Genomic DNA, 23,283 nt, shown 5'->3' with positions numbered 1-23,283 from the left:
TACGCATCCAACAATTGATTGGTACAACAGTAACTTACACCAGCCCCACTAGTCGTTGGACCAACCTGAAAAATCGAATCAACCGTTTATTCAAACGTCATTGACGCCACCTGCTCAAACGACTGCCAGCCTCCCCCCAGCGCTTTGTACAAACCAACCAGGGCCTGGGAAACCGCCGCCGAACTTTCGACCCACTGCTCCTGGCTGGCCAGCAAGGCGCCTTGCACACTGAGCACGTTGAGGAAGTCCACCGCGCCTTCAACGTACTGTTGCTGTGCGGTCTGCAAGGCAATGCGGTTCTGGCGCACCGCTTCGGCCAGCAGGTCGCGACGCAATTGACTGGCGTTATACAGGCGCAGCACATCATCGATTTCATGCCAGGCGCGCAGCACTACCTGCTGATAGTGCAAGGCGGCCTCCTGCTGCTGGGCCTCACGCAGTTCGAGCACGCCACGCAAGCGGCCACCCTCAAAGATCGGCAAGCTCAGCTGGGGCCCGATGCCGAAGCGCCGCGAATCCCAACCGCCGAAATCAGACAACTGCATCGATTGAAAACCGACATTGCCCGACAAGCGAATGCTCGGGTAGAAATCGGCTTTGGCTACACCAATGCTGGCCGTGGCGGCATGCAGTTGGGCCGAGGCCTGAAGGATGTCCGGACGGCGCTCAGCCAGCTCCGAGGGCACGCCGATGGCAAAGCGCTGTTGCGGTGTCGGCATCGCGCCGGGCACCAGCAGTTCAGCCTGCAAGCTGCGCGGAGGTTCGGCCAGTAACAGGCTCAGGGCGTTGATCAGTTGCGCCTGGCGCTCCTCCAGGGTCGGCAGGCGCGCCTCGATCGAGGCTACCTGAGCACTGGCCTGGGCCACGTCCAGGGCAGTGGCGACACCATCGCGCAAACGCATTTGCGACAAGCGCAGGCTATGGCGCGAGACCTCAAGGTTTTCCCGGGTCACGGCCAGGGTGCTCTGCACCGAGCGCAGTTGAATGTAATTGCCGGCCGTCTCGGCCAGCAATGACAACAGCACGCCACGGCGGTCGTTCTCGGCGACCTCGACCACGGCATCGGCGGCTTCGACCTGACGCCGTACCCGGCCCCACAGATCCAGCTCCCAACTGGCGGTCAAATCGCCCTGCCAGAGATTGAAGGCCGACTTGCCGCCCTTGCCGGATGGATCACTGAGGCCATCAGCACTATTGCGGGCGCGACTGTAGCCGGCGTCGAGATCGACCGCCGGGGATTGTTCGGAAGCGATGCTGGTACGCAACGCGCGGCTTTGCAGCAACCGTGCACTGGCGATCTGCAAGTCGAGGTTTCGCTGGCTGGCGCGCTCGATCAGGGCACTGAGCCTCGCGTCATCAAAGCTCTGCCACCAGCGTTGCTCGATCGGCTCGGCCAGGGCCTGGCTCGGCGCTGGCGTTTCCTGCACCGGCGCCCAGCTCACCGGTGCCTGGCTGGAAGGCTGGTGAAAGTCCGGACCCAGGGTGCAGCCGGCCAGCAGGCCGAGCAGCAAGGGGCATAAAGCGAATGCAGGTTTCATCGGGCGCTGACCTCTTTGCCGGAGGTGAGCCTGGCCTCGGTATCGATCTTCGCCACCACCGACATGCCTACCCGCAGACGCTGCAGCAAGGGCTGGTCGGCATCGAAGACAATCTTCACCGGAATGCGCTGTACCACCTTGGTGAAGTTGCCGGTGGCATTGTCAGGTTTGACCGCCGCGAAGGTGACCCCGGTCGCCGGCGCAATACTCTCGACCCGGCCATGCAGGTACTCATCGGCGAAGGTATCGACGCGGATCTGCACCGGTTGCCCGGGCTGCACATGGGTCAGCTGGGTTTCCTGAAAGTTGCCGATCACATAGGCGTGCTCCAGCGGCACCACCGACAGCAGCCGCGCCCCCGGATTGACGTACGCGCCGACGCGTACTGCACGCTCGCCGACCATGCCGTCGATGGGTGCGACGATACGGGTATAGGACAGATCCAGCTGAGCCCGCTCAAGGCTCGCCTGGGCATGTTTGAGCCCCCCTTCGGCACTGTCGACTTGCGCGCTGAGGATATCCACCTGCTTGCGCGCTGCGGCCAGCGCCGCCTGTGAGTTGGCCAGGCGGGCACTGGCCTGATCGACCCGGCTGCGCGCCTGCTGGGCATTTTGCACGGTACCGGCGCCCTGCTCGGCCAGACGGCTGTGGCGGGTCAGCTCATGGTTGGCGAACGCCAGCTCGGCCTGATCGGCACTCACCGCAGCCTGGGCCTGGGCAATCAGCGATGCCTGGCGCTCGAGCGTTGCCCGGGCATTGTGCTGCTGCGCGGTCGACACCAGCAGTTGCGCCTGCGCCGCCGCCAGGGCCGCCTGATAGTCACGGTCGTCGATCAGCGCCAACACCTGTCCGGCCTTGACCTGCTGGTTGTCTTCGACCAGCACTTGCTTGATAAAGCCCGCCACCTTGGGCGCAATCACTGTGTAATCCGCTGACACATAGGCATCGTTGGTGCTTTGTTCGCCGTTGCTGCCCAGCAGCATCGGGCCAAAGACTCCGGCCAGGCCCGCAAGCACCAAGGCGGCAACGATCAAGGCGGTTTTTCGGTGGGTCGTTATTGTCGTCATGTCGTTCTCTCAGAACCGCAACCTAAGCCACCGCGCGCGGTGGATAGATCCGTGTAGGTACAAAAGGAATCAGCAGGATCAGCGCCGCAGCCAGCACCGCCATGCACAGGTAGAGGTCAGCCGAGGCCAGCACCAGCGCCTGCTCGTGAATACGCTTGGCCAGGCCCGCTACCTGGCCGTCGGCCAGCGGCGAGTTGCCCAGGTTGTCGACCAGGGTGTTGGAATGAAAATGCCGGCGCAGGGTGGTCAGCGCCTCCAGCACCCCGGTGGCAACCACCGAAGCCAGGCCCTTGACGGTGTTGAACCAGGCCGAGGCGAACGGGCCATCCTGCGGGGTCATGCCGCCGGTGGCGAGCATCAGCAACGGCAACACGGCCATGGGTTGAGCGAAGATATGCAGCATCTGCAGCAGGTAGAAGTTGTCGCGAATCCACACACTGGTGAGCTGGCTACCGAGCACGCAGGACAACGCCAGCATGCCCAGGCCGATAGCCAGGACCCAGCGGCAGTCCACTGCGCGGATATTGCACAGCGCCGCGGTCAACGGCAGCGCGAGTAGCTGCGGCAAGGCCACCAGCAGCAACAATGGCGCGGTCTGCGCGGGGCGGTAACCCTGGATCTGGGCGAGGTAACTGGAGGGGATGAGGATCGCCGCCGTCAGCACGATCAGCACACCAAACAAGGTGACCAGCGCGTGCGTCAGGTTGCGGGTCTTGAGCATCTGCAGCTTGAAGAACGGCAACGGCTCGGACCACTCGTTGAGCAGGAACAGCACCAGCAACACCAGGCCGCCACCCAGCAGCCAGCAGATCAACGGCGAGCTGAACCAGCCCATGCGATCGCCCAGGGTCAGGCCGATCACCAGCGCACAGATCGCCGGCAACCCCAGCAACAGGCCACGCCAGTCGAACTGTTTGAAACGTTCCAGGCGCAGCGGGTCCTGAGGCAGGCCCCAGGCCACGCAGGCCATGGCCAGCAATGAAGGCAGGATGATCTGCCAGAACGCCCACTGCCAACCGACATACTCGGTCCACAGGCCTGCCAGCGGTGTGCCCATGTTCGGCCCGAAGGTCGCGGTCAGGGCATAACCGGCAAGGCCATAGACCTTGATCCCCGGTGGCAGAAAGCGCAATGCGACACTCATCAGCATCGGCGGCAAGGCGCCCGACGCCAACCCTTGCAGGGTACGCAGCAGCATCAGGCTGGCGAGGTTCGGGGCATAGGGTTGCAACAGCCCGAGCACGGCGAAGACGCTGATGGCGCAGAGGGTAAAGCGACGCAGGGAAAAGGTCGCGGCCAGCCACGGCGAAAAGGCCATGGCTGAAACCGACGCCGCCGCGTACACGGCAATCAGCCAGGCACCTTCATCGGCACCGATAAACATGCCGCCACGGATGTCGGCCAGCGACGCCTTGGTGACCATCTCGTTGAGGCCGGCGCAGAGTACCGCCAGTAACACGCCAAGCAGCCCGACCACGATGCGCGGGGCAAGCCCGCTCCCACCGGGGCTGGCCACAGGCTTGGGCGCGACAGCTGTGGGCAGCGCAGTCAACGAACTCATTAAAAGACATCTCCGGGGGTGAACAACTACCGGCAGAAGTCTATGAAGCGGCAATGATGACGAAAACTGACATATTGGCAGTTTACTAGTGCAGCAAACGCACTCCGCTAATCAAGCGCTCTCGCTGCAACACGCCTTGAGGGTCTGGCGCAGCCAGCGGTGGGCCGGATCGTTGTCGAAACGCGGGTGCCAGGCTTGCATCACCGTCACCCGCTCCATCGGCAACGGAATGCGGAACGAGCGCAGTGGCAAGCCGAGCTTGGTCACGCTGGAGAGGATGTTGGCCGGCATTGGCAGCAGCAGGTCGGAGTCCGGCAGGGAGAACATCGCCGAGTGAAAACTCGGGGTGATCAGGGCGACGCGGCGCTGCACCTTGTAGTTGGCCAGTTCGATGTCTATCGGCCCATTGGCGCGGCCACGACGCGACACGCTGATCTGCGGGTAAGCGGCAAAGCGCTCGGGGGTGATCGGCGCGTCGAAGATCGGGTGATCCTGGCGGGCCAGGCCGACATAGATGGTGTTGAACAGACTCTGCACCTTGATCTCGGGGCCCAGGTCAATGGTCGAACTGACGAGCAGGTCGGTGCGCCCGTCGCGCAGTACCGCATCGTCATCGCCACCGCTTTCCGGAACGAAGCGCAACACGGTACGCGGCGCCTGTTCGTGCATCATGCGCAGCAACTGCGCGCCATACAGGGCGATGAACAGGTCATTGGTGCGAATGTTGAACGCCCGGTCGAGCGTGGCCAGGTCGACTTCTTCACGGCTGCGGAACACCAGCCCGGCCTGCTCGACCAGCGCCCGCACCTGGTCATGCAAGGCCAGCGCCCGGGGGGTCGGCACCAGGCCGCGACCGGCGCGGACCAGAATCGGATCGCCAATCGCCTCGCGGATCCGCCCCAGGGTCCGGCTCATGGCCGCAGGGCTCAGGTTCATGCGCCGTGCAGCGCCGACCACACTGCCCTCATCGAGCAACGCATCGAGGGCGACCAACAGGTTCATATCCGGAATCTGCATTGCCAGGTATCCATGGGGTAAAAGACATTGATGTTAACAGCTCGGCAAAGAGCACCGGGTTGCGTTGCACACAACTACACAGTGCATGCCGGGCCATGTATCTGCGCCTGGCCTTGGCCAACAATAGTCGGCTCGAAACTGCCCCAGTGGAGCCGTGCATGCTCAGTCCCGTCTTGATCGCCATCGATGGCTCCAGTGCCTCTCACGGTTTGTTGGAGCTTGCGCAACAGTACTGTCAGCCTGGCCGCCATCGCTTGCATGTGCTGCTGGCGGTCGACAGTGCGTTTTCCCTGAGTGATGGCCCCGGAGCGATCAGCCTGTACGAGCAACAGGAGTTTCCGGCCGCCACTGACGAGCAGCGCCATGCCGTTGCTGCCGTGCAACAGGCGCTGCGACGGTTGCGGGCGTTGGGTTTCGAGAGCGAAGGCAAGCTGGCTCAGAACGATCCGGTGACGGCGATTGTCAGCGAAGCCCAGCGGCTTGATTGCACGTTGATCATCATCGGGCACCGGCACCTGAATCGCCTGGGGCGCTTGCTGGATCCGTCGATCAGCAACAAGGTCATCGATCAGGTGAAATGCCCTGTGCTGGTGGATTCGCGGAGCGCCTAAAGCGCTTCGCGGGGCAAGCCCGCTCCTACCGGCTCGGTGGGAGCGGGCTTGCCCCGCGATGGCTTCACCACCACCGTACAGGTCGTGCCCGCCGCCAGCAAAAAGCCCTCCGGCACTTCATCGATATGAATCCGCACCGGCACCCGCTGGGCCAGACGCACCCAGTTGAAGGTCGGGTTGACGTCGGCGATCAGCTCACGGCTTTCCGGGTTGTCGCGGTCGTAGATGCCGCGGGAAATACTCTCCACATGGCCCTTGAGCACTTCACCGCTCATCATCTGCAGGTCAGCCTGGTCGCCGACTTTCACATGCGGCAGCTTGGTCTCCTCGAAGAAGCCATAGACCCAGAACGAATCCTTGTCGACCACTGCCATCTTCGGCTCGCCGGTACGCGCATAGTCACCACGGTGCACGTTTAGGTTGGTCACGTAGCCATCGACAGTGGCGAGGATCCTGGTCCGTTTGAGGTCCAACTCAGCCGCTGCCAGCTGCGCCTGCGCATGCTGATAGTCGGCCAGCGCCGAGTTGGCGATGTTGCTGGCGTCGTCGCGGTTCTCGCGGGAGATCACCAGGTTGTCCATGTCCGCACGCCGGTGGGCGTTGACCTTGCGCATTTCCCAGGTGGCCTTGCGTGACGCGACCAGGGCCTGGGCCTGTTTGACCGCCACTTCATAATGTTCAGGGTCGATCTGCAGCAGCAGGTCGCCCTTCTTCACCAACTGGTTGTCGCGCACCGGCACATCGACCACGTAACCCGGCACATCGGCGGCGACGTTGATAATGTCTGCGCGCACCCGCCCGTCCCGGGTCCAGGGCGTGTTCATGTAATGCACCCAGAGCTGGCGGCCGATCACCACGGCAGCAGCCAGCACGAGCAAGGTGGCGATCAGGCTGAAAAACTTTTTCATCAACAGGGGTCTCAACGGTAGAGAGTCAGGGCCATGGAACCGAACAAACAGATAAACAGGCACAGGCGCAGCAGCGCCGGGTGCCAGAAAAACCGGTAGCCGTCATAGCTTGCGATAAAGCGGTCCAGGCCCCAGGCAAGCCCGGCGGCGAACAGGAACATCAGGGTCATGGTCGGCATGTAGACGCCATGGAAGGCGATTTCACGAGGCATGGGGCAGTCCTTGGGCCGGGGCCAGTGCGGCCAGCGGCGACTGGGGGTCGAGCAGCGAAGTACGGATGAAATGCAGGTAGCTCTGCACGCGGCGCAGGGCCGAGGTATCAAAGTGCCGGGCGAAGGGCTCGTCGGTGGCCTGCACGCGGCTGATGGCGTGGTCCACGGCGACCAGGGCACGCTCGTGGTTGCTCGCGCTCGGCTGCAGGAACAAGCGCGCCAGGGCCCGGCCCATGACCCGGATCGCCTGGCGCCAGGGTTGCGATTCGGCATAGCACGGGTGCACCGGCAGGATCGCCTGCTCTTTGCGCAGCTCGATGATCGCGTGCCCGACCTCCAGCACCAGGAACATCCAGCGCAGCAGATTGCTCTGTACCTGCGGTTTACCGGCGGCCAGACCATAGGCCTGGTGCAGCAGGTCGCGGGTGCGGCTTTCAAAGCCCGATCCCAGGCCACGCAAGCGGCCGCTGATGGCGAACAGCACCTGGCTGCGCAAGTCCTGCTCCAGGCGGCTCCACAACCAGCGGCTGTTCGGCGGCAGGATGATCGCCCCGGCCGCGGCACACACCAGCATGCCGATGACCATAGCGATGTAGTCGTTGATGAAGTTGTAAGGGTTGTAGACCGTCAGGTTATCCGGCACGGAACCGGTGGCAAAGAAGATCAGCAGGCCCAGACCGACACCGGCATACGCCGGCCGCGACGCCAGGAATGCGCCCAGCACGAACACCGGCGCCAGCACCAGGCAGAGCAAAGGGAAGCCGTCGATCCAGGGGAACACGAAGAAGGTTTCAAAGAAGCCGATGAACGCCCCGATCAAGGTCCCGCAGGCCATCTGGAACGACATCCGCTTGGGGTTCGGCGAGGCCGCCGACAAGCCCACGGTGGCGGCGGCGATCAAGGTCATCATCGCCCCGCTCGGCCAGGCCGTGAGGATCCAGAAGCTACCCAGCACCAGCAGAATGAACGAAGCACGCAGCCCTGCCGCCAGCGATACCATCCAGTTGGTCTGCGCCACATACGGCTCGTCCCACTGCTCACGGGCATGGTTGTGCTCGGCCAGCGAGGCGTGGGTCAGGGCGTAGTTGTGCAGGTCGTCGACAAAGCGGTACAGCAGTTCGTAGGCGGTATGAAAATCGAGCAGATCGGCATCGCTCGGCCCGGTTTCGACATAGGCGGCGCGCAGGCTGCGCACCCGCTCCGGCAGGCCTTCCTTGTAGGCCGTCAGTTGCTCGGCCAGACGCGCGGCATCGGCACTGGTCAGCGCCCGCCCGGCATAGGCATCGAGCAGCTCGGTCAAGGCCTTGAGTCCGGGCTCGATCGCCGTGACGATCTGCAATGGCCCGCGCAGGCGCAGGCGCTCAAGCAACTGGTGCAAGGCGTTGAAGCGCGTGGTGATGGCCATGAACTCGCTGTTCATGCGCCCCAGCCGGCCATTGCGTCGGCGCATGTGCGGGTCTTCGAAAGCAGTGACATTGCGCAGGCTTTCCAGGCCAACCGCTTCAGCGACAAAACGTACGTTGCTGCTTTCGAAGCGATCGCGCTGGCTGTCGCCACGCAGGCCTTCGACGACAAAACCGGCGAACACCCCGAAGCGCTGGTACAGGGCATTGCGCATCGCCGCACTGGCCGACTGCGGCAGGATCGCGGCGCTGACCAGGGTCGACACCAGAATCCCCAGGGAGATTTCCAGTACCCGCCAGACTGCCGCCATGAACGCGCCGTCCGGGTGCTCCAGGGCGGGTAGCCCGACCATCGCGGCGGTGTAACCGGCCAGCACGAAACCGTAGGCCTGGAAGGTCCGATAGCGCATGGCACCGGCCGAGCACAGGCCCACCCAGATCGCCAGGCTTGGCAGGAACAGTTCGGTGTTCTGCGGAAACAGGGCGATCAAGGTGACCATCATCGACGAGCCGGCCAGGGTCCCGAGCAAGCGCCAGAAGCTCTTGGCAAACACGTGCCCGCTCTGCGGCTGCATGACGATGAACACGGTGATCATCGCGGTGCGCGGCTGCGGCAACTCCAGGCGCATGGCCAGCCACAGGGTCAGGAACGCGGCGCTGAGGACCTTGAAGATGTAGACCCAGGTCACCCCGTCGGTGCGTGCCCACTCAAAGAAACCACGACGCCATTCAAGACTTGCCAACCAGCGAAACGGCAGGGTCAGTGCGCTCATTCGGCACGGTCCGGCTTGTCGAAGATGGCCAGGGTCGCCGGGGTTTTCGGCGCCTGTTGTTTATCTTCATCCGGTACATCGTTGCCAGCACCGAGGCCGCCACCCAGGGCAGTGACCAGCTCGGCATGCGCGGTCAGGCGGGCGGCCTGGACCTGCTGCTGGATCTGTTGCTGGCGGAACAGCAAGGTCTGGGCGTTGAGGACATTGAGGTAATCGGTCAGGCCGCGCTGGAAGGCGATCATGGCGATGTCGTAGGTCTTCTGCGCCGACGCTACCGACTCGGCCGCAAAATGCTGCTGCTCGTTCATCGACTCGCGGCGAATCAACTGATCGGAAATACCCTTGAGCGCCTCGACCACGGTCTGGTTGTAGCGCGCCACGGCGATGTCATAACCGGCCGAGGCGACACCCAGTTGCGAGCGCAGGCGGCCGCCGTCGAACACCGGCAGGCTGATGGCCGGGCCGACGTTGTAGTTGAACTTGCGCCCGGTCAGAAACTCCAGCGGACCACCGCCGGTGGCCATGAAGCCAAGCCCGCCGACCAGATCGACGTTGGGGAAAAAGCCGGCGTGGGCGACGTCGATACCACGCGCCTGGGCCGCGACCTGCCAGCGGCTGGCAACCACGTCCGGACGCTGGCCGACCAGCTCGGCAGGCAACGCCGACGGCAGTTTCAACGCAGCACCAAGGGCCAGTTGCGGACGCTGCAGTTGCGCGCCCTCGCCCGGGCCCTTACCGGCCAACGCCGCCAGCTGGTTGCGCGCCAGGGCGATTTCTTCATTCAGCGCATCGAGCTGACGATGGGTTTCCGGCAGCGGTGTCTGCGCCTGGCTGACTTCGAAATGGGTGCCGATACCGCCGGCCAGGCGCCGTTCGGCCAGGGCCAGGATCTGCTCCTGTTGTTCGAGTTCGGCCTTGACGATATCGCGCTGGGCGAAATGCAGCGACAGCTGGATGTACACCTTGACGATGTTGTTCTGCAGTTCCAGCTGCGCCTGGCGCAACTGCGCCGCGCTCATGTGGGCCATGTCCACGGCCTGCTCGCTGGCATTGCGCTCGCGACCCCAGAGGTCCAGGGCGTAACTGAAGCCGAGGGCGGCGTTGTTGTCCCAGGTGTTGGCCCCGGACAAGGCCCCCGGGCCGTAAAACTGGTCTTCCGGCCAGTTGTGGCGCTTGAGTGTCGACTCGCCGTTGACCTGCAGTTTCTCGGCAGACTCGACCACCCCAGCCATGGCTTTGGCCTCACGCACTCGCGCAGCGGCCATGGCCATGCTCGGGCTGTCGTTGACTGCCAGGGCTATCCAGCGGTCCAGTTGTGGATCGCCATAGGCGCGCCACCACTGCTGGTCAGGCCAGTGGGCATCACGGGCGGCCTCGCGGATCGCCTCGTCGGTGGTCAGGGTATTGGCTTGCAGCGTCTTGCTTTGCGGGGCAATGCCCCAGGTTCCGATACAGCCGCTCAAGGTCAAGCTAAGGGCACAGACACTGAGCGCATTCAGCGCTCTGATGATGCGACGCGGCACAGCTGCGAATTCCCGACGTAGAAGGTGGATGACGCTTGGAGACGCAATTCTAGGGGGCCGCCGCACTGGCGATAAGCGTGTATTACTGCGAATCTTTGTTACGAAAACAGCGATAATCCGGCTTTAGTCTGAAGACCGCCTCGGTTACTTCATGTCACAATTTGTCGTCTACTTTGAGAGCGACCCATGGACACCCTGCAAAACATGCGTGCTTTTAGTTGCGTGGCCCAAGTCGGCAGCTTTACTGCCGCGGCTGTGCACCTGGATACGACCACCGCCAACGTCTCGCGGGCGGTCTCCAATCTTGAAGCCCATCTGCAAACCCGCCTGCTCAACCGCACCACCCGGCGCATTGCCCTGACCGAGGCCGGCAAGCGTTACTTGATGCGTTGCGAACAGATCCTCACCTATGTCGAGGAAGCCGAAGCCGAGGCCAGCGACGCGCATGCCCGTCCGGCCGGGCAGCTGAAGGTGCATTCGATGACCGGCGTCGGCCAGCATTTCGTCATCGATGCCATCGCCCGCTACCGCGAAACCCACCCGGACGTGACCTTCGACCTGACCATGGCCAACCGCGTGCCGGACCTGCTCGACGAGGGCTACGACGTGTCCATCGTGCTGGCCAGCGAGCTGCCGGATTCGGGCTTCGTGTCCCAGCGCCTGGGCATCACCTACAGCATCGTCTGCGCCTCGCCCGACTACGTGAAACGCCACGGCATCGCGCACAAGCCCAGCGACCTGCTCAACCATTCCTGCCTGCGCATGGTCAGCCCGGTGATCCCGCTGGAAAAATGGCTGTTCGACGGTCCGGAAGGCCAGGAAGTGGTGAACATCACCCAGGCGCCGTTCCAGGTGAACTCGGCGGATGCGATGAAGACCGCGATCCGCAGTGGCATGGGCGTCGGTGTATTGCCGATCTACTCGGCCATCGACGGGCTGCGTGACGGCTCGCTGGTACGGGTGATGCCCGAGTACCGATTGCAGGAACTGAACCTGTACGCGATCTACCCGTCGCGCCAGTACCTGGATGCCAAGATCAAGACTTGGGTCGAGTACCTGCGCAACTCGTTGCCGGAAATCCTCGCCGCCCATGAGGCGGACCTCAAGACCCACGAGCTGCTGATCGCCAACTGAAATCTTGCTGCACACAGGCGGTGGAGAATGATAGCGTGCTACCCATTCTCCACCGCCCGCAGAGATTTCGCCGATGAAAAAGACCGTCCTTGCCTTCAGCCGCATCACCCCGGCGATGGTCGAACGCCTGCAGCAAGACTTCAACGTGATCGTGCCGAACCCCAAGCTCGGCGATATCAGTGCCCAGTTCAATGAAGCCCTGCCCGAGGCCCACGGCCTGATCGGTGTGGGTCGCAAGCTTGGTGAGGCGCAGCTGGCCAACGCCGGTAAATTGGAAGTGGTGTCGAGTGTGTCGGTGGGCTACGACAACTACGACCTGAACTACTTCAATACGCGTGGCATTGCCCTGACCAACACCCCCGACGTACTGACCGAAAGCACTGCCGACCTGGGCTTCGCCCTGCTCATGGGCAGCGCCCGCCGCGTTGCCGAGCTCGATGCCTGGACCAAGGCCGGGCAATGGCAGGCCACCGTCGGCCCGGCACAGTTCGGTAGCGATGTGCACGGCAAGACCCTGGGGATCGTTGGCCTGGGCAACATCGGCGCGGCCATTGCCCGCCGTGGGCGCTTCGGCTTCAACATGTCGGTCATCTATAGCGGCAACTCGCGCAAGACCGCGCTGGAGCAGGAGCTCGGCGCCCAGTTCCGCAGCCTGGATGAATTGCTGGCTGAAGCCGATTTTGTCTGCCTGGTGGTGCCGCTTGGTGCCCAGACCAAACACTTGATCAGCCGCCGTGAACTGCAGCTGATGAAGCCCAGCGCCTTCCTGATCAACGTATCGCGTGGTCCGGTGGTGGATGAGGCGGCGCTGGTGGAGGCCCTGCGCAATGGCACCATTCGCGGTGCCGGGCTGGACGTGTATGAGAAGGAGCCGCTGACTGAATCCCCCCTCTTCCAGCTGCCCAACGCCCTGACCTTGCCGCATGTCGGTTCGGCCACCGCCGAAACCCGTGAAGCCATGGCCAACCGGGCCATCGATAACCTGCGCAGCGCCCTGCTCGGTGAGCGACCGAAGGACCTGGTCAATCCGCAAGTCTGGAAGTAAACCTCGTTGTTGTAGGAGCGGATTCATCCGCGATGGACTGCGCAGCAGGCCCAGCCCCAGGGGCCGCGTTGCGGCCCTTCGCGGATAAATCCGCTCCTACAACAGCAGCACCAACTGTGGCCTTGGGCTTCCTGAACACCAACACATTCCCCAGCATCACCAGCACCAGCCCAGACAGCGCAGGCGCCGTCCACTGATACCCCTCGTAGAACGCCGATACATTCAACGCCACCAGCGGGAACAACACCGTGCAATACGCCGCACGCTCCGGTCCCATGCGCCCGACCAGGGTCAGGTAGGCGGTAAAGCCGATCACCGAGCCCGGAATCACCAGATACAGCAGCGAGCCGATGTAGCGCGTATTCCATTCCATATCGAAAGGAATGCCGCTGACCAGGCAGTACGCCGCAAGCATCCCGGCGCCATAAAGCATGCCCCATGCGTTAGTGGTCATCGGCCGCAGGCCTGCCTTTTGCTGCAAGCTGGAGAGCATATTGCCCGCCGAAAAACACAACGTGCCCAGCAGCGCCAACGCCAGGCCAATCAGGGTTTCACGGCTCGCCGCATGCCCCGACAGTTCCGGCCAGAACAGCAGGCCCAGCCCGCACAAGCCCAGCGCACCGCCACCAAGGACATTGGCGGCGATCCTCTGGCCGAAGAACACCCGGGCATTGAGCGCGTTCCACAAAGTCGCGGTGGAGAACACCACGGCGATCAGACCGCTGGGAATCCATTGGCTGGCCGTGAGGAAACACATGAAATTGACGCAGAACAGACAAAAGCCCTGGGCCAGACAGATGCCATGACCGCGCCGGTTCATCGGTTGCAGGCGACGGCTGAGCAGCAAAATGGCGAACAGGATCAGCCCGGCCAGCGCGAAGCGATAGACGATCGACACTGGAATCGCGACCACGCCCAGTTGCAGTTTCAGGGCGATCCAGGTGGTGCCCCAGATCAATACGGTCAGCAGGTACAACGACAGGTTCATGGCAGCACTCCTCGCATCCAGGCCGTCAGTCTCCGGCCGAACGGGCTGAGTGCGCTTGCAGATTCTTGCGCTTTTGCTGTGCCTGCTGCTGTCAGCCGTTGTGCAGCGGAGTAGGATGACGGCCAGAGGTAGCGCACATGAACGCGTTGGACCAGCTGCAAGTTTTCAAAGCCATGCACGACTCTCCCCATGCCCGTCTGGAGCACAGCGCGCACCTGGGTGACGGCCTGGCAGCAGCCCTGTGGAACAACCGTCACGACGCTCGTGATTACGAAGCGCCCACTCACCACACCTTGTCCTGCTACATCGCCGATGGCACTGGCACCTTTCGCCGTGACCAGCCCAGCCACAAAGGCGCGCCCGACAAACTGTGCATCATGCCTGCCGGTTCGGCGTCGCATTGGGTGGTCAATGGCTCGATCCGCCTGGCGCACCTGTATATCAGCCAGGAACAGTTCGCCCTCGGTTGCATCAGCCTGCTCGACCGCGAACCGCGTGAACTGCAATTGCAGGAAGCAACGTTCCTCGACGACCCCGAGCAAGCGCGCCGCTTTCGCCAATTGATCGCAATGGACTGGGACGAGCCGGGGGAACGTTTGCTGACCAGCACGCTGGCGCATGAAATTCTCGACCACGCCGTCCTCAGCCAGGTCGGCCTGCGTCAGGGCTTGCGCCTCAAAGGTGGCCTGGCTGCGCATCAGCGCCGACAGTTGAGCGACTACATCGACGGGCATCTGGATCAGGCCATAAGCCTGGGTGAACTGGCGGCACTGTGCAATTTATCCGAGTACCACTTCGCGCGGATGTTCCGCGAAAGCTTCGGCCTGCCGCCGCATCAATACCTGCTGGCCCAGCGCCTGGCCACGGCACGTAAACTACTGCGCTTTGGCGAACTGCCTTTGAGCGAAGTCGCGTTGCAGTGCGGTTTTGCCAGCGCCAGCCACTTCAGCAACCGCTTTCGCCAGGCCCTGGGGGCAACGCCCGGTGCCTACCGGGCGGCCTTCAGACGTTAGTTCAGCCCGGCAGTATTGCCAACACCGGCCCAAGCACCAGGCTAAGCCCCAGCAGGCCCAGCAACAGACGCGGTTTATAAGGCAGCAAGAAGACCCACAGAGTCACGCCCGCCATCAGCACCGCAAACAGCTCGACCAGGCCCATGGCCCAGCCGCTGTTATGCACGGCCAGGGACAGCGCCAGCAACTGCAACAACCAGCCACCGATACGCAGGATGCGCAAACGCGCCGCGCTGGGCGCGGTGCCGAGCAGGTCCTTGTAGTGTTTCTCCATGGCCAGGCACAGGCAGGCGAAGCCGGCAAAACCAAACAGGGCAACGGCCAGCATCAGCTCACCTCGCTTTCGATCAGGTTGGCGCTGGCTGCTTTCGCCGCCTTCGGCGCACGCTTGGCGACCACCACCGGCGGACGCCACATCTTGCGCGCCCCCCAGGCGAAGAACAGGCCGCAGCCCAGCGCCGTCAGGTCGAATCCGGCCATGGCCCAGTCACCGGCCGTAATCGAATGAATCAACCCCTGCCCTGTGGTCAATTGATTGAGCAGCGGTAAGCCGGCCCATAGCAGCGCAGCCAGTCCCAGCTGTTCAGCCCAGGCGCGACGCCCCGGCCGCAGCATGGCGTGCATCAGCGACAGCGCCCAGAGCAGGAAGAAACTGTTCACTTCCCACCCGGCGCGACCTTCCAGGCCAATCGGCAGCAAGCGGTTGGCCCAGAAGAAGGCCGCGACGCCGAGCAACAGGCCGCTCATGCTGGCGATGTTCAACACCTCCACCAAACGCAGCTCGAAGGGCTGTGTGCCGCTCTTGGCGTGTTTGAGCTGGCGCTTGCCCAGCCATAGCACCAGGCCGGTGCCGATCACTGCCGTGCCGGCCACACCGAAGAAGAAATACAGCCAGCGCAGCCAGGGGCCGGCGAACATGCCCATGTGCAGGCCGTACATACCGCCGGCAATCACTACCGGGACAGCTTCGGTTCTGCTGTCGTTTTGCAGCGTGCCATTGACGCCATCAAACACCCAGCCACCACCACGCTGATAGGCAATGCGATCACCGCCGTGCCGGGAGAAGCGCACGCGGGCATTCTGATCACCCGGATTCTGTACTTCGATCCAGCCGTGACGACTGCCCGGCGCCTGCTCCTGGAACGCCTGGTAAAGCGTCGGCAGCGGCAATAGCGGCGCAGCAACACCGGCCACCTTGACCTCTTCAGACGCACCGAACAGATCATTGAAATAAGCCCGGGTGTTATCGCCATAGCTGGCAATGATGCTGGCCGGCATCACCATTGACATGAAGATCACCAGGCTGCTGTAGCTGATCATCAAGTGAAACGGCAGCACCAGCACACCGATGGCGTTATGGCCATCCAGCCAGGAGCGCTGGCCCTTGCCCGGGCGGAAGGTGAAGAACTCCTTGAAGATTTTCTTGTGGGTAATGATGCCGGTCACCAGCCCCAGAAGCATGATGAACGCGGCGGAAGTCGACAGCCAGCGGCCCCAGGGATGAGGCATCTCCAGCTGAAAATGGAAGCGGTAGAAGAAATCGCCGCCGCGGGTCTCGCGGGCCTGGACCTCTGCGCCAGTGGCAGGGTCGAGGTTTTTTTCAATGAAACCACGGCGCCCTGCCCCTTCTGCCCGCCAGCCGACACTCAGGCCCGGCTCACGTGCTTCCGGCAGGCGAATGAACCAGCTGCCGGCATTGGGCGCGTGCTCCTGCAGGTAGTTCTGCGCCAGCGTCAGGCTGGCCAGCGGATCATGCGGTCGAACCGGAACCTCGGGCTGGGCCCAGTGATTGATCTCCTCCTTGAAGTAGGACATGGTCCCGGTGAGGAAAATCGCAAACAACAGCCAGCCGAAGATCAGCCCGGTCCAGGTGTGCAGCCAGGCCATGGCCTGGCGAAAGCCCTCTTTCATCAGTTTTTCATCCAGTAGGCCAGTCCATTGATTGCGCCCAGCACCAGGCTCGGCAGCAACACCCCCAGCCAGGCCTGCCAGGCGCTGCGACTGGCAAAGCACCAGAGAAAGGCCACCAGGTAGAACAGAAACGACAGCATCATGCCGCTGACCACCGCTTCAGCCTTGGGCATCGGCGCCAGCAGGGTGATACAAACGCTGGCCAGCGCCGCCAGCAGATAGCCACCGAATACGGCAGCCAGACAACGTGAGGTCACGGCCAGGCGATAACTGAGGGGCAGCCCGGCGGCTTTGCTTTTCATGGCATCCATTCCTGGTGAAGAACCACCAATAGTAATGATTTATATTCTCATAGGCAAAGCCGCTGGCCTTATCCTCAGAACGACAGGTCGACGCCAACGGTGTAGCGCCGGCCATCCAGCACGGTCTGGTAGTTCTCGTAGTCGACTTCCTTGTTGAACACGTTGTAGACACCGGCCAGCAGTTTCACGTTCTTGGTCACCCGGTAGGTGCCGCCGAGGTCGACGAAGGTATAGGACGGCGTGCCATCGGACATGGTGGTGCGGCCCAGGTAGTCAGAGGTCTTGCCGCGATAGTTCAGGCGCGCCCAGGTACCCAGCTGGTCGGTGGTCTGCCAGTCCAGGGTGGCGTTGACCATGTGCCGTGGCATCTGGTTCAGGGCCTTGCCCTTTTGCGGGCCGCTCTTCTGCTCGGAGTCGGTGAAGGTGTAGTTGGTGGCAAGCTTCAGGGCCTGGGTGATTTCCCAGTCCAGGGTCGCTTCAATACCACGCATCTGCGCTTCATCAACGTTCACCCGGTCACTGATGAACTTGTACGAGGTGCCGCCGATCTGGCACTGACCTGAGGCTCCGCCGGTGCTGTCGGTGCAGCGGCGGGTTTCGGTGATCTTGTCTTTGAAGTCGGTGTTGAACACGGTCAGACCGGTGGAGACCCCTTCCAGGCTGTCCCAGATCACGCCGATCTCCTGACTGACGCTCTTCTCCGGCTTGAGGTTGGAGTTACCGACGATGATCGCCGGGTCACCACCGCCACCGGTGATCTGGCCCCAGTCATTCACTGCGGCACGGATGTCCGGCGAACGGTAGCCAGTGGAGACACCACCCTTGACGGTCCAGTGCTCGGTCGGGTGGTACACGCCGTACAAGCGTGGCGACCAATGCGTACCGTAGTTTTCGTCTTCGTCCATGCGAATACCGCCGGTCAAGGCGAAGGACTCGGTCAGGCGCCATTCATCTTCGGCAAACAGTGCCCACGACCAGCGCGTCAGCTGGTTAACATCGGACGCCGCAGCCAACTGGTTACCTTCATCGCTCAGGTCCTCGTATTTGTACGAACCGCCAATGGTGGTGATGTGCGAATCGCTGAAGAACGACACCTGCGAGTTGAGCACGGTGTTTTCCAGCTCCATGCGCCGGCCCGGGTTTTCGATTTTCTCGCGCTGGATGTAGGTGTCAGTGGTGATGGTTTCCCAACGCCCGGAGTGGCTGATCGCGAAGTTGGTGCGCTCATAGTCACTGAAGCTGTCGGAAGATCGCGCCGACTTGCCTTTGTGGGCGTAACGGTCCTGCTCGGACTTGCCTGCCTCGAAGGTGATGTCGTTGTGCTCATCAGGCGTAAACGACAGCTTGGCCGTACCACTGTCGGTGTGTTGTTCGTTGAAGCCGTTGGTAAAGTCGTCTTCGTCACGATTCGACGTTTGCCCATAGAGCTGCAAGCCGACCAGGTTCTCGATCAGCGGCCCGGAGACGAACGCGCTGGTACTGTTGTAGTCGCCCGAATCGGAGCGGTCCTGGAAGGTCGCTTCGCTGCGCACGCCGCCATACCAGTTGGGGGTCACTTTGCGGGTGATGATGTTGATCACCCCGCCCATGGCGTCGGAGCCGTACAGCGACGACATTGGTCCACGGACCACCTCAATGCGCTCAATCGCCTCAAGCGGCGGCATCCAGCCTTGCTCGATCCCGGCACCGTCACTGTTCGGGCGGGTCGCCCGCGAATCCTGGCGCTTGCCGTCGACCAGCATCAGCGTGTACTTGGAGGCCATGCCACGGATGCTGATGTCGCTGGAACTGGCGCCACCGGTCACCACTACACCCGGCACATCCTTCAGGGCATCGGTCACATCACGGTAGGACTTGTTCTCGATCTGCTCGCGGGTAATCACCGAAATCGACGCCGGGGCATCCTTGATTTGCTGGGAGAAACCCGAGGCGGTAACCACCACGTTGTCCAGCTCCATGGGCTTCTGGCCTTCGGCACTGGCCTGGGCGGAGTACAACGAGCAGAGGGTAATGGCGAGGCAGGATCGAGTAAAAAGCGGGGACACGTAGAGCTCTCCCTGAGAAATGTAAAGGTTTGGTAAACCATTCAGGAAGCGAATGCTATTTATTCTCAAATGAGAGTACAGTTTATTTACGTTATTTACATTTCCCGCACCCGGCTTTTGCCGTCAGTCAGAGCCTGATTGCCGAACAGCCCGCTAAAACACTACAATGAGAACAATTCTTATTCTGTTGCGCATTCTGGCGCCGGAGTGTTCACGGTGCCCAGTGCCTCTTCTTCCTCGCTCGAAGGCCTCTACCACGCCCATCACAACTGGTTGACCGGTTGGTTGCGGCGGCGCCTGGGCTGCCCGGACAACGCCGCCGACCTGGCCCAGGACACCTTCATGCGCTTGCTGCAGGCCCGCGAAACACCGGTGCTCAACGAACCGCGGGCGTTCCTCACCACCGTGGCCAAGCGGGTGCTGTGCAACCACTACCGGCGTCAGGACCTGGAGCGCGCCTACTACCAGGCGCTGGCACAATTGCCGGAAGAGCTGGCGCCCTCGGAAGAGCATCGCGCGATCATCTTCGAGACCCTGCTGGAGCTTGACCGCCTGCTCGATGGCCTGGCGCCGTTGGTCAAACGCGCGTTCCTGCTGGCTCAGGTCGACGGCTTGAGCTACGGCGAAATCGCCGCGCAACTGAACATCTCCCTGGCCACGGTCAAGCGCTACCTGAACAAGGCAGCCATGCGCTGTTACTTCGCCCTGTGAACAGCGCCCATCAGGAATTCTCGCCGCAGGTGGCCGAACAGGCCGTGCACTGGCTGATCGAACTGCAAGGCGGCGCCCTCGATCCGCGCCAGCAGCAGGCCATGCAGCAATGGCTGCAAGCCCATGAAGAACATCGCCGGGCCTGGGAGCATATCCAGCGGGTCAACCAGCGTTTGCGCGGGTTGTCTTCGCCACTGGCTCATGCGGCGTTGCAGGCACCGCGTTCGGCCAGCCGCCGGCGGGCACTGAAGACCTTGCTGATTCTCGGCGTCGGCGGCGCTGCCGGCCTGACCCTGCAACCGCACAATCCGCTGCCCAGCCTGCTTGCCGACTACCGCAGCCCGGTGGGCGAGCGCCGCCGTCAGCAACTGGACGATGGCAGCCAGTTGCACCTGAACACCCGCAGCGCCGCCGATGTGCGCTTCGATGCCGAGCAACGTCTGCTGCGCCTGCTCGAAGGGGAAATCCAGCTCACCGTCGCCGAGGATGCCCGGCCTCTGCGTTTGCTCAGCGATTTCGGCCTGCTGCAACTGAGCAGTGGTCGTTACAACCTGCGTCAGTTCGAGCGCTACAGCTTGCTCAGCGTCCACCAAGGCAGCGCCAGCCTGGCCGGCAACAGCCTGGCCGCTGGCCTGCAAGCACGCTTCAATGGCCCGCAGTGGCAGGCCAGCCAGTTGCTCGACAGCAATGCCGGGGCCTGGGTCGAGGGCATGCTGGTGGCCGCGCACATGCGCCTTGGCGACTTTCTCGATGAGCTGGGCCGCTATCGCCGAGGTCAGCTCAATTGCGCCCCCGAAGTCGCCGAGCTGCTGATTTCCGGCAGTTATCCACTGGCTGACAGCGAACGCATCCTCGACCTGCTCGAGGTTGCCTTACCGGTACGGGTTCGGCGCTTTACGCGCTACTGGGTAAGTGTCGAAGCACGGGCCTGAAAAAATTTCAAAACACCTGAGCCGTTTTTTCATCTCGCGTGACAGAGAAGGCAGAACCCTTTGCTTTGACCTTCTCAAGGACCCCTTGCATGCCCCTTCGCCCGAGCCCACTTGCCCAAGCCCTTCGTGCATTCCTGTTCGGCGCTGGCCTGAGCGTTGCCGCCGTCCCAGCCCTGGCTGACGCGCCTGCAGCACGCAGCTACCACATCGCGCCGATGTCGCTGGAAAGCGCCCTGAACCAGTTCGGTCGGGAAAGCGGCGTGCTGATCTCGTTCGGCTCCCAGGTTACCCGCGGTGTGCAGAGCCCGGGCCTGGACGGCCAGTACAGCCCGCAACAGGCGCTCGATATCCTGCTCCAGGGCAGCGGCCTGCAGGCCCGCGCCGAAGGTGAAAACGCCTTCAGCCTGCAACCGGCTGCAACTGCCAACGCGCCGGTAGAGCTGGGCACTTCGACCGTGGTTGGCGACTGGCTGGGGGCAGCTGAACAGGACAATGTCTTCGAGCATCCCGGTGCCCGCGATGTCATCCGTCGCGAAGAATTCGAACGTCAAGGCGCCACTACCGCCCGTGAGGTGCTCAACCGCATTCCCGGGGTCAATGCCCCGGAAAACAACGGCACCGGCAGCCATGACATGGCGCTGAACTTCGGCATCCGCGGTCTCAATCCACGTCTGGCATCGCGCTCCACGGTATTGATGGACGGCATCCCGGTGCCCTTCGCACCCTATGGTCAGCCACAGCTGTCGTTCGCCCCGATCAGCATGGGCAACATGGACGCGGTAGACGTCGTACGCGGCGGCGGTGCGGTGCGCTACGGCCCGCAGAACGTCGGCGGCATCGTCAACTTCGTGACCCGCGCGATTCCTGATGAGCCGACGGTCAAAGCCGGCTTCCAGACCCAGACCAGCCCGTCGTCCAGCCACGACGGCTTCAAGACCAGCGCCAACCTGCTCGCCGGTGGCACCAACGACAACGGCCTGGGCGGCGCCCTGCTCTACTCCGGCACCCGTGGCGGCGACTGGCGCGAGCACAGCGACACGCAGATCGACGACCTGATCCTCAAGGGCAAACTGCAGCTCGACGACGCCAACAGCCTGCACGCCATGGCCCAGTACTACGAAGGTGAAGCGCAGATGCCCGGCGGCCTGAACGTCGCCGATTACGATGCCGATCCGTATCAGTCGACCCGCTTGCAGGACAAGTTCTGGGGCCGCCGGACGATGTTCAACTTCGGTTACGACTACAAGGAAGACGCCCGCCAGTTCAGCGTCAACAGCTTCTTCACCAAGACCCTGCGCAGCGGCTATCTTGACCAGGGCAGCTTCGTCTCGCTGTCGCCTCGTGAATACTGGGTACGCGGGATCGAAACGCGCTTCTCCCAGGGCTTTGCGCTCGGTGAGAGTTGGCATGAGGTCGGCGTCGGCTACCGCTACATCAACGAAGCCGGCCACGAGCTGCGCTACCGCGAACCGATCAGCGCCAACCAACTGCCAACCACCGCCAGCCGCAACGACCGCGACACCCGCGGCAGCACCGAAGCCCATGCGTTGTTCCTCGACGACCGCATCGACATCGGCCAGTGGACCATCACTCCGGGCATCCGCTACGAGATGATCGATTCCGAGCAGAGCAACAAACTCAGCGGCCAGCGCTACCAGGGCGACTACAACACCGCCCTGCCGGCGTTGAACGTGATGTATCACCTGACCGACAGCTGGAACCTGTACGCCAACACCGAAGGTTCCTTCGGCAGCGTGCAGTACAGCCAGATGCCCAACCGCGTCAGCAGCGGCGAAGTCAAACCGGAAAAAGCCCGGACCTGGGAGCTGGGTACGCGCTATGACGATGGCCTGCTGCAGGCCGAGATCGGTGCGTTCCTGATCAACTTCGACAACCAGTACGAAAGCAACCAGACCAACGACTCGGTGATTGCCCGCGGTGAAACCCGCCATCAAGGCATCGAGACCAGCGTCAAGTACGCCCTCGAGGGCCTGAACCCTGCCCTGGCCGGTTTCGACGTGTATGCAACCTACGCCTTTGTTGACGCGAAAATCCGTGAAGACGGGCCGAACAAGGGCAATCGTGTGCCCTTCTCGTCACGCCACAAAGGCACCCTCGGCGTTGCCTACACCGAAGGCCCGTGGCAGCTGAACCTGGACAGCACCTACCAGAGCGACCAGTACGCCGACAACGCCAATACCTCCAGCGAAAGTGCCGATGGCAGCACCGGACGCATCCCTGGCTACATGCTGTTCAGCAGCCGCGCGGCCTATGATTTCGGCCCGCAATTGTCGAACCTGAACGTCGCCGTCGGGGTGAAAAACATCTTCAATCACCAGTACTACACGCGCTCCTATGATGACAACAACAAGGGCAAGTATGTCGGTGAACCTCGTACGGTATACCTGCAGACCTCCGTCGCGTTTTGATCCAGCGCATGCAAAAGCCCGGCCGAAGCCGGGCTTTTTGCAACAAGAAATTTATCTTTCAAAAGGACTTGAAATGTTGCGCCAAGTGCCTGACCTTGTAGTCAAGAGGCGATGGTTTCCACAGGCCGCAAAGGCCCCATCGATTCTCTTGCGAGCTAGC

The 23,283-nt window shown here is 62.7% G+C and carries 19 protein-coding genes and 1 pseudogene; 7 read left to right on the top strand and 13 right to left on the bottom strand.

Annotation, left to right across the window (positions count from 1 at the left end):
* Nucleotides 1–86: 86 nt before the first annotated feature.
* The 4 genes from ACVI9W_RS16650 to ACVI9W_RS16635 form a co-directional block, all read right to left on the bottom strand.
* On the bottom strand, nucleotides 87–1,538 hold the full coding sequence (locus ACVI9W_RS16650; protein ID WP_461530562.1) for an efflux transporter outer membrane subunit: 1,452 nt from the start codon (nucleotides 1,536–1,538) through the stop codon (nucleotides 87–89).
* Nucleotides 1,535–2,596 carry an HlyD family secretion protein gene (locus ACVI9W_RS16645; protein ID WP_461531841.1) on the bottom strand — a complete coding sequence of 354 codons (1,062 nt, stop codon included), beginning with the start codon at nucleotides 2,594–2,596 and terminating at the stop codon, nucleotides 1,535–1,537. Before ACVI9W_RS16645 ends, ACVI9W_RS16650 begins: the two co-directional genes overlap by 4 nt.
* 31 nt (nucleotides 2,597–2,627) lie before the next feature.
* Entirely contained in the window at nucleotides 2,628–4,166 is a 1,539-nt protein-coding gene (locus ACVI9W_RS16640) for an MFS transporter (protein WP_461530561.1), read from the bottom strand.
* A 111-nt stretch (nucleotides 4,167–4,277) separates the two neighbouring features.
* Nucleotides 4,278–5,183, bottom strand: coding sequence for a LysR family transcriptional regulator (locus tag ACVI9W_RS16635; protein WP_461530560.1), 906 nt, complete (start codon nucleotides 5,181–5,183; stop codon nucleotides 4,278–4,280).
* Nucleotides 5,184–5,341: 158 nt separating this feature from the next.
* On the opposite strand from ACVI9W_RS16635, the gene ACVI9W_RS16630 reads away from it, so the two are divergent.
* Entirely contained in the window at nucleotides 5,342–5,794 is a 453-nt protein-coding gene (locus ACVI9W_RS16630; protein WP_422415620.1) for a universal stress protein, read from the top strand.
* Here ACVI9W_RS16630 and ACVI9W_RS16625 read toward each other — a convergent pair.
* The 4 genes from ACVI9W_RS16625 to ACVI9W_RS16610 are packed head-to-tail and all read right to left on the bottom strand — an operon-like array spanning nucleotide 5,791 to nucleotide 10,613.
* Nucleotides 5,791–6,702 (bottom strand): efflux RND transporter periplasmic adaptor subunit, encoded by a 912-nt coding sequence (locus ACVI9W_RS16625; RefSeq protein WP_461530559.1) that lies wholly within the window; start codon nucleotides 6,700–6,702, stop codon nucleotides 5,791–5,793. The genes ACVI9W_RS16630 and ACVI9W_RS16625 overlap by 4 nt on opposite strands.
* An 11-nt stretch (nucleotides 6,703–6,713) precedes the next feature.
* Nucleotides 6,714–6,914, bottom strand: coding sequence for a DUF1656 domain-containing protein (locus ACVI9W_RS16620; RefSeq protein WP_038607063.1), 201 nt, complete (start codon nucleotides 6,912–6,914; stop codon nucleotides 6,714–6,716).
* On the bottom strand, nucleotides 6,904–9,090 hold the full coding sequence (locus tag ACVI9W_RS16615) for an FUSC family protein (protein ID WP_038607061.1): 2,187 nt from the start codon (nucleotides 9,088–9,090) through the stop codon (nucleotides 6,904–6,906). The genes ACVI9W_RS16620 and ACVI9W_RS16615 overlap by 11 nt, the downstream gene beginning before the upstream one ends.
* The gene (locus ACVI9W_RS16610; protein ID WP_038607058.1) at nucleotides 9,087–10,613 is read right to left on the bottom strand and encodes an efflux transporter outer membrane subunit; all 1,527 of its coding nucleotides are present in this window, start codon (nucleotides 10,611–10,613) and stop codon (nucleotides 9,087–9,089) included. Before ACVI9W_RS16610 ends, ACVI9W_RS16615 begins: the two co-directional genes overlap by 4 nt.
* 186 nt (nucleotides 10,614–10,799) lie before the next feature.
* Here ACVI9W_RS16610 and ACVI9W_RS16605 point away from each other — a divergent pair, with 186 nt between their 5' ends.
* Nucleotides 10,800–11,747, top strand: a complete 948-nt coding sequence (locus ACVI9W_RS16605) for a LysR family transcriptional regulator (RefSeq protein WP_461530558.1) — start codon at nucleotides 10,800–10,802, stop codon at nucleotides 11,745–11,747.
* A 73-nt stretch (nucleotides 11,748–11,820) separates the two neighbouring features.
* Nucleotides 11,821–12,792 carry a 2-hydroxyacid dehydrogenase gene (locus ACVI9W_RS16600; RefSeq protein WP_461530557.1) on the top strand — a complete coding sequence of 324 codons (972 nt, stop codon included), beginning with the start codon at nucleotides 11,821–11,823 and terminating at the stop codon, nucleotides 12,790–12,792.
* 118 nt (nucleotides 12,793–12,910) lie between these two features.
* Here the strand turns inward: ACVI9W_RS16600 and ACVI9W_RS16595 are convergent.
* Nucleotides 12,911–13,780, bottom strand: a pseudogene (locus ACVI9W_RS16595) (DMT family transporter); the annotation flags it as partial.
* Nucleotides 13,781–13,917: 137 nt separating this feature from the next.
* Here ACVI9W_RS16595 and ACVI9W_RS16590 point away from each other — a divergent pair.
* Nucleotides 13,918–14,793 (top strand): helix-turn-helix domain-containing protein, encoded by an 876-nt coding sequence (locus ACVI9W_RS16590; protein ID WP_461530556.1) that lies wholly within the window; start codon nucleotides 13,918–13,920, stop codon nucleotides 14,791–14,793.
* Between the two features lies 1 nt (nucleotide 14,794).
* On the opposite strand, the gene ACVI9W_RS16585 is transcribed toward ACVI9W_RS16590, so the two are convergent.
* From ACVI9W_RS16585 to ACVI9W_RS16570, 4 genes are all read right to left on the bottom strand, one after another.
* Complete coding sequence (locus ACVI9W_RS16585) at nucleotides 14,795–15,121, bottom strand: DUF3325 domain-containing protein (protein ID WP_461530555.1); 327 nt, start codon at nucleotides 15,119–15,121, stop codon at nucleotides 14,795–14,797.
* A complete protein-coding gene (locus tag ACVI9W_RS16580; RefSeq protein ID WP_461530554.1) occupies nucleotides 15,121–16,704 on the bottom strand; it encodes a PepSY-associated TM helix domain-containing protein in 1,584 nt (527 codons plus the stop codon). The genes ACVI9W_RS16585 and ACVI9W_RS16580 overlap by 1 nt, the downstream gene beginning before the upstream one ends.
* Entirely contained in the window at nucleotides 16,704–17,006 is a 303-nt protein-coding gene (locus ACVI9W_RS16575) for a DUF3649 domain-containing protein (protein WP_038607037.1), read from the bottom strand. The genes ACVI9W_RS16580 and ACVI9W_RS16575 overlap by 1 nt, the downstream gene beginning before the upstream one ends.
* A gap of 74 nt (nucleotides 17,007–17,080) precedes the next feature.
* Nucleotides 17,081–19,051, bottom strand: coding sequence for a ligand-gated channel protein (locus tag ACVI9W_RS16570; protein WP_461530553.1), 1,971 nt, complete (start codon nucleotides 19,049–19,051; stop codon nucleotides 17,081–17,083).
* A gap of 216 nt (nucleotides 19,052–19,267) precedes the next feature.
* On the opposite strand from ACVI9W_RS16570, the gene ACVI9W_RS16565 reads away from it, so the two are divergent.
* From ACVI9W_RS16565 to fecA, 3 genes are all read left to right on the top strand, one after another.
* A complete protein-coding gene (locus ACVI9W_RS16565; protein ID WP_038607031.1) occupies nucleotides 19,268–19,762 on the top strand; it encodes a sigma-70 family RNA polymerase sigma factor in 495 nt (164 codons plus the stop codon).
* Nucleotides 19,759–20,694 carry a DUF4880 domain-containing protein gene (locus ACVI9W_RS16560; protein ID WP_461530552.1) on the top strand — a complete coding sequence of 312 codons (936 nt, stop codon included), beginning with the start codon at nucleotides 19,759–19,761 and terminating at the stop codon, nucleotides 20,692–20,694. Before ACVI9W_RS16565 ends, ACVI9W_RS16560 begins: the two co-directional genes overlap by 4 nt.
* A gap of 89 nt (nucleotides 20,695–20,783) precedes the next feature.
* Nucleotides 20,784–23,123 carry a TonB-dependent Fe(3+) dicitrate receptor FecA gene (fecA, locus tag ACVI9W_RS16555; RefSeq protein ID WP_461530551.1) on the top strand — a complete coding sequence of 780 codons (2,340 nt, stop codon included), beginning with the start codon at nucleotides 20,784–20,786 and terminating at the stop codon, nucleotides 23,121–23,123.
* Nucleotides 23,124–23,283: the final 160 nt, after the last annotated feature.

Source organism: Pseudomonas sp. 210_17 TE3656, from assembly GCF_054821965.1.
The sequence above is the reverse complement of the archived record's forward strand: the minus strand, read 5'-3'. Positions and strand labels throughout refer to the sequence as shown.

Bases quoted from the DNA above. Each gene is read 5' to 3' on its own strand.
- ACVI9W_RS16650 (WP_461530562.1), bottom strand. From the start codon at position 1,538: ATGAAACCTGCATTCGCTTTATGCCCCTTGCTGCTCGGCCTGCTGGCC.
- ACVI9W_RS16640 (WP_461530561.1), bottom strand. From the start codon at position 4,166: ATGAGTTCGTTGACTGCGCTGCCCACAGCTGTCGCGCCCAAGCCTGTG.
- ACVI9W_RS16635 (WP_461530560.1), bottom strand. From the start codon at position 5,183: ATGCAGATTCCGGATATGAACCTGTTGGTCGCCCTCGATGCGTTGCTC.
- ACVI9W_RS16630 (WP_422415620.1), top strand. From the start codon at position 5,342: ATGCTCAGTCCCGTCTTGATCGCCATCGATGGCTCCAGTGCCTCTCAC.
- ACVI9W_RS16625 (WP_461530559.1), bottom strand. From the start codon at position 6,702: ATGAAAAAGTTTTTCAGCCTGATCGCCACCTTGCTCGTGCTGGCTGCT.
- ACVI9W_RS16620 (WP_038607063.1), bottom strand. From the start codon at position 6,914: ATGCCTCGTGAAATCGCCTTCCATGGCGTCTACATGCCGACCATGACC.
- ACVI9W_RS16615 (WP_038607061.1), bottom strand. From the start codon at position 9,090: ATGAGCGCACTGACCCTGCCGTTTCGCTGGTTGGCAAGTCTTGAATGG.
- ACVI9W_RS16605 (WP_461530558.1), top strand. From the start codon at position 10,800: ATGGACACCCTGCAAAACATGCGTGCTTTTAGTTGCGTGGCCCAAGTC.
- ACVI9W_RS16600 (WP_461530557.1), top strand. From the start codon at position 11,821: ATGAAAAAGACCGTCCTTGCCTTCAGCCGCATCACCCCGGCGATGGTC.
- ACVI9W_RS16590 (WP_461530556.1), top strand. From the start codon at position 13,918: ATGAACGCGTTGGACCAGCTGCAAGTTTTCAAAGCCATGCACGACTCT.
- ACVI9W_RS16585 (WP_461530555.1), bottom strand. From the start codon at position 15,121: ATGCTGGCCGTTGCCCTGTTTGGTTTTGCCGGCTTCGCCTGCCTGTGC.
- ACVI9W_RS16580 (WP_461530554.1), bottom strand. From the start codon at position 16,704: ATGAAAGAGGGCTTTCGCCAGGCCATGGCCTGGCTGCACACCTGGACC.
- ACVI9W_RS16575 (WP_038607037.1), bottom strand. From the start codon at position 17,006: ATGAAAAGCAAAGCCGCCGGGCTGCCCCTCAGTTATCGCCTGGCCGTG.
- fecA (WP_461530551.1), top strand. From the start codon at position 20,784: ATGCCCCTTCGCCCGAGCCCACTTGCCCAAGCCCTTCGTGCATTCCTG.